This is a genomic window from Acidovorax sp. Q11, assembly GCF_054950075.1.
Map to the genome: position 1 here is coordinate 1 of NZ_JBUDZG010000124.1, position 263 is coordinate 263.

A 263-nucleotide genomic window follows, 5' to 3' on the forward strand; every position below is an offset into this window, starting at 1 on the left:
GACATCCTGGGTATCTGGATCGAAAACACCGAGGGAGCCAAGTTCTGGATGAAGGTCTTCAACGACCTGAAGACGCGCGGAGTCCATGACATCCTGATCGCCGTGACCGATGGCCTCAAGGGCATGCCAGAGGCGCTGGGCGCAGTGTTCCCGGCCACGACGCTGCAGACCTGCATCGTGCATCTGATCCGGGGTAGCCTGGACTTTGCGTCATGGAAGGACCGCAAGAGCCTGGCCACGGCCATCAAGCCGATCTACACGGC

General features: G+C 60.8%; 1 protein-coding gene. It reads left to right on the top strand.

Going from position 1 to position 263, the window contains the following annotated elements:
* On the top strand, positions 1–263 hold a 263-nt coding region (locus tag ACYZGB_RS22965; RefSeq protein ID WP_462391297.1), incomplete at both ends, for a transposase.